General features: G+C 67.2%; 5 protein-coding genes and 1 pseudogene. 5 read left to right on the top strand and 1 reads right to left on the bottom strand.

What is annotated here, in order from left to right; genetic code table 11:
* The 5 genes from ACWD3C_RS47955 to ACWD3C_RS47935 form a co-directional block, all read left to right on the top strand.
* Nucleotides 1-270: transposase family protein (locus tag ACWD3C_RS47955; protein ID WP_451155051.1), on the top strand; the 270-nt coding region annotated here is incomplete at its 5' end.
* A 394-nt stretch (nt 271-664) separates the two neighbouring features.
* Nucleotides 665-1,081 carry a RidA family protein gene (locus tag ACWD3C_RS47950; RefSeq protein ID WP_451155049.1) on the top strand — a complete coding sequence of 139 codons (417 nt, stop codon included), beginning with the start codon at nt 665-667 and terminating at the stop codon, nt 1,079-1,081.
* Complete coding sequence (locus tag ACWD3C_RS47945; RefSeq protein WP_451155047.1) at nt 1,075-2,349, top strand: MalY/PatB family protein; 1,275 nt, start codon at nt 1,075-1,077, stop codon at nt 2,347-2,349. Before ACWD3C_RS47950 ends, ACWD3C_RS47945 begins: the two co-directional genes overlap by 7 nt.
* Before the next feature lie 140 nt (nt 2,350-2,489).
* Nucleotides 2,490-2,870, top strand: a complete 381-nt coding sequence (locus ACWD3C_RS47940; protein ID WP_451155045.1) for a carboxymuconolactone decarboxylase family protein — start codon at nt 2,490-2,492, stop codon at nt 2,868-2,870.
* Nucleotides 2,871-3,196: 326 nt separating this feature from the next.
* On the top strand, nt 3,197-3,907 hold the full coding sequence (locus ACWD3C_RS47935) for a helix-turn-helix transcriptional regulator (protein WP_451155043.1): 711 nt from the start codon (nt 3,197-3,199) through the stop codon (nt 3,905-3,907).
* A 4-nt stretch (nt 3,908-3,911) separates the two neighbouring features.
* Here ACWD3C_RS47935 and ACWD3C_RS47930 read toward each other — a convergent pair.
* A pseudogene (locus ACWD3C_RS47930) lies at nt 3,912-4,309 on the bottom strand (GNAT family N-acetyltransferase); the annotation flags it as partial.
* Between the last annotated feature and the right edge of the window lie 134 nt (nt 4,310-4,443).

The following is a 4,443-nucleotide window of genomic DNA, read 5'->3' as shown; positions in this document are numbered from 1 at the left end:
GCCGACCTGGGATTCGTCGGCCTCGACGACAGCGGCCCCGACGCCGACCCGGCAGTGATCACCGGCCACAAGGCCGCCCGCAACCGGCCCCTGACGCGAGGTCAGAAGCTGTCCAACACGGCACTGGCGGCCGTCCGGGCACCCGTCGAGCACGGCTTCGCCCGCCTCAAGAACTGGCGCGTCCTGGGCAAGGTTCGCACGGATTTGAGGTGGGCGACGGCGCTGGTGAGGGCCCTGCTGGTGCTGACAAACCGGGAAGTCGCCCGCTGAGCGATGGTCTTGCCGATGGACTACCGCCCCGGACCTGGCCGAGCTTCCCGGTGCCTACGCACACCAGACCATCTGACGTGCAGTTTTCACACATACTGCTCACTGCGGACCGGTGATGGCTTGAGGGCTCGAGGTCCGACGTCCGGCGCCAACTTCAAAATCTTGTTGAAACAGGGTGCGGCATCCGTTCAGATGTCAACACCCTGTTGGGTGCAAAGCGAGAGCAGATCTCTGCGCTTACGCTCAAGCGTTAAGCTCACACGGCCATAAGACTTCAACAACACGTGTAGCTCTTGCCAAAGTAGCCAGATGTCTGCAACGCTGCGTTGAAGTTCGACAGGGGCTGCGGCCTCTGAGCCGTCACCCCCTCATCTCTTGACCATGGAGGTCTGTCGTGAGTCAGCCAGCTTCGGCGCCGCCCCTGTACGCGAGCGCCGTCCGCGTGGGCGATCTCCTTTTCATCTCCGGCCAGCTCCCGATCGGGGACGACGGGGTGCAGCATCCAGGGTTCGTCGGCCGGGACGTCACCGTGGAGCAGGCGCGGCAGGCGGCTGCTCTGGCTGCGCGGCGGTGCCTCGATATCGCCCGGGCGGAGCTCGGGTCACTGGACGCGATAAAGGGGATCGCTCGGCTCGGGGGGTACGTGGCCGTGGGGGAGGGGTTCACCGACGCGCCCGCCGTCGTGGACGCCGCTTCGCAGGTGGTACGCGATGAACTCGGCGACCGCGGGCGCCACGCACGTCTCGCGCTCGGTGTGGCGTCGCTGCCCCTCGGCTCTTGTGTCGAGATCGAGATGGCGGTCCAATGCTGAGGATGACCACCGCTGGTGGGCGCGGCTCAACAGGCGCCAAGGCCGAGGCTCAGGGGTATATGAATCCTCTCGAGGAGTTCACGCTCGAGCAGCTCCGTCAGCGCAGGAGCATGAAGTGGCGCACACACCCGGCAGATGTCCTGCCCTTGTGGGTCGCCGAGATGGACGTACCGCTCGCGCCGGCCGTCGCCGACGCGCTGCGCGAAGCCATCGAGACCGGTGACACCGGGTATCCGGCCGGAACGGAGTTCGCCGAGGCACTGGCCGACTTCGCCTCGCGGCGGTGGAACTGGGACGGAGTGGACGTCGACCGAGTCGGTCTGATCCCGGACGTGATGATGGGCGCCGTCCAGGTGCTGCGGCTGATCACCGACCCCGGCGACCCGGTGATCGTCAATTCTCCGGTGTACGCACCCTTCTACGCCTTCGTCACCCACGACGGGCGCCGGGTCATCGAAGCACCGCTCGGGCAGGACCTGCGGCTGAACCCGGAAACGCTGGAGGACACCTTCCGGCGTGCCCGGGAAGCGAGCGGCAAGGGCAACGTCGCCTACCTCCTCAGCAATCCCCACAACCCGACCGGCACGGTCCACACCAAGGAGGAGCTCACCGCTGTGGCGGAGCTGGCTCGCCGGTACGGAGTCCGGGTCGTCGCCGACGAGATTCACGCCCCACTCGTGCTGCCGGGCGCACAGTTCACCCCCTACCTGAGCGTGCCCGGGGCTGAGAACGCCTTCTCGCTCATGTCGGCGACCAAGGGCTGGAATCTCGCCGGTATCAAGGCGGCACTCGCCATCGCAGGGCCCGAGGCAGTCGCTGATCTGCGCCGGATGCCCGAAGAGGTCCGCCACGGTGCCAGCTATTTCGGGGTCATCGCCCACACGGCGGCCTTGGCCCACGGGGACGAGTGGCTCGATGCGTTGCTGGAGGGGCTCGACGCCAACCGAGCCCTACTGGGTCGGCTCGTCGCCGAGCACCTGCCCGGGATCGGATACACCAGGCCGGAAGGTACCTACCTGGCCTGGCTCGACTGCCGGTCCCTCGGTCTTGCTCCGGAGGAACGCGCCACGGGCCCGGCGGTCGTCACCGACCTGGCCGGCCCCGCCCAGCTGTTTCTTGAACACGCCAGGGTGGCCCTGTCCTCCGGCCACATCTTCGGAACGGGCGGGGCCGGGCACGTCCGCCTGAACTTCGCCACCTCCCAGGCCGTCCTCACCGAGGCGATCGCCCGGATGGGACGCGCCGCGGCCGCGCTCCACACGCGCTAGCCGAAAGAGAGCCTCACCCACGCGCCGCCCTGTCCCTCTCTGGCCCGATCCCGCCCAGGGGCAGCGGCCGACCAATCCTGCGCCCGCACACGCTTCACGCTGCCATGGCGCGATCACCCCAACCAGCAGGGAGCAACGACATGGGCTACCACGAGCACACGGACCACCGTTACCTGCGCAACCTCCGCAAGGGGGCTCCTGAGGCCGTCAAGGCTTTCATGGCCTTCGATCAGGAAGCCCTCGCCGGGGCGGGGAAGGTCATCCCGCGCAAGTACACCGAGCTGATGGCCGTCGCGGTGGCGCTGACCACGCAGTGCGCCTACTGCATCGAGGCCCACGTCCCGGCGGCCAAGGCGGCCGGGGCGAGCGAAGCGGAGCTGGTCGAGACGGTCATGATCGCTGCGGCGCTCCGGGCGGGCGGCAGCTATGCGCACGGCTTCATGGCCATGAAGTTCTTCGAGCAGGCCCCCGAGGCCGATGCCCCCGCCGGTGGCGAGACGGAGCAGGCAGCCCGCGCGTAACGACGAACCAGCTCAGCTTCCGGGCTGCACGGCCTTGATGCGCGTTGCGGGTGAGGGCCCGCCCCTCAGGCCCTCACCCCAACGACCCCCTGCCGGACACCGCCCTGCGGCAGCGGACATCAACTGGCTGTTGCGGTGTAGCGGGAAATCGAACAGAGCTGTTGATCCAGCGAGGTCCACGCCTCGCTATCCTTCAACGCAGTGTAAAAAACGAACTGGGTGCCAGGGGACCCTGTCCATCTCCTGGCGCTGAGCAGAGGACGGTGGCATCCATGAACCCGGCGTCGGACCCGTCGATGCTTCCGCCGCCCGCGGCCCTGGAAGGGATGGACGCGGAGTGCATCAACCGTGTCCTCGAACTCCTCGTCACCCCACTCCAAGCGGCGGTTCTCCAGCCGACCGAAGTGGTACTCCATGATCTCCGCCGCATCCCGAACACCGTTCGCGCGATCGCGGGGGCGGTCACCGGCCGGCACGTCGGGGACCCTCCCACGGACAAACTGCTCGAGCGGATCGCCGCCGGCGACCTGCGTCACGAGATCGGTTACCGATCCCAGTTGCCGGATGGCCGCATCCTGCAGAGCACGACAATCGTCTACACGGACGACGGCGACCGCCCTGCGGCAGCCCTCTGCCTGAACACCGATGTGTCCGCGTGGGTCTCAGTCAGGTCTGCCATGGACCGGTTCGTGCTCGGGCACGATCTCACGTCCATGCCTCCAGCACCATCCATGCCATCGGGCTACGCGGGGCCGGCCAGACCCACAGGGGAGCGCCAGGGCGAGTCCTTCCCCCACAGCGTCGAAGAACTGTGCGACCTACTCACAGAAGCAGCCATCGCGGCGATCGGCGTCCCGGTGGAGCGAATGCGGAAAGAACAGAAGCTCCAAGTGGTCGCCGACTTGGAACGCCGTGGATTCTTCCTGGTCAAACAGGCACCCGAAACAGCAGCCGCCGCACTCGGAGTCAGCCGCTTCACCATCTACAACTACCTGAACGAGCTGAACGGTAACGGCTCCGGTGAAGGATCCGCCTGACCAGTCACTGCCACAGAGTCCGGAAACCGCGAAAGGTCACGTGCTTGCGGGCCACGCAGCCAAGCCGCTCGTAGCGAGCGATCGCGCCGATGTTCGCCTCCGCCACATGCAGCATGGGTCTCTCGTTCCGAGACCCGATGCGTCCGACGAGCGCACTGACCAGATGAGCAGCGTAGCCTCTCCCCTGCCCCCTCTGGGGCAGTGCGGACCGCGCTGATCTCGTTTCCAGCCCGGAGGTCCGAGACGTTCGCCCGCCGTCGCCACCAGCCTCCCGTTGTCACGGAGGCCGACGTAGGCGCCGAGTCCATGAGTACGCGGCCAGAACGGCCCCGGCTGGGTCCGCTCGACGAGATCAAGCATCTCGGCCACGCTGTCCGGGCCCAGTTCGACCACTTGACTGTCAGGATCAGCATGCGGCTGATCCGCTCCGTCACTGCCCCGCTGTCGCCGTTCCGTGAACCGTGACCCCCTATCGGTCGATGAAAAGTGACCCCTTCCGTGATCGAGTGATCAGTCTGGCTCCATGGGAGTCAGGT

It is taken from the genome of Streptomyces sp. NPDC002845, assembly GCF_053591955.1.
Note: the sequence above shows the minus strand (reverse complement) of the source record. Positions and strands in the feature narration are given on the sequence as shown.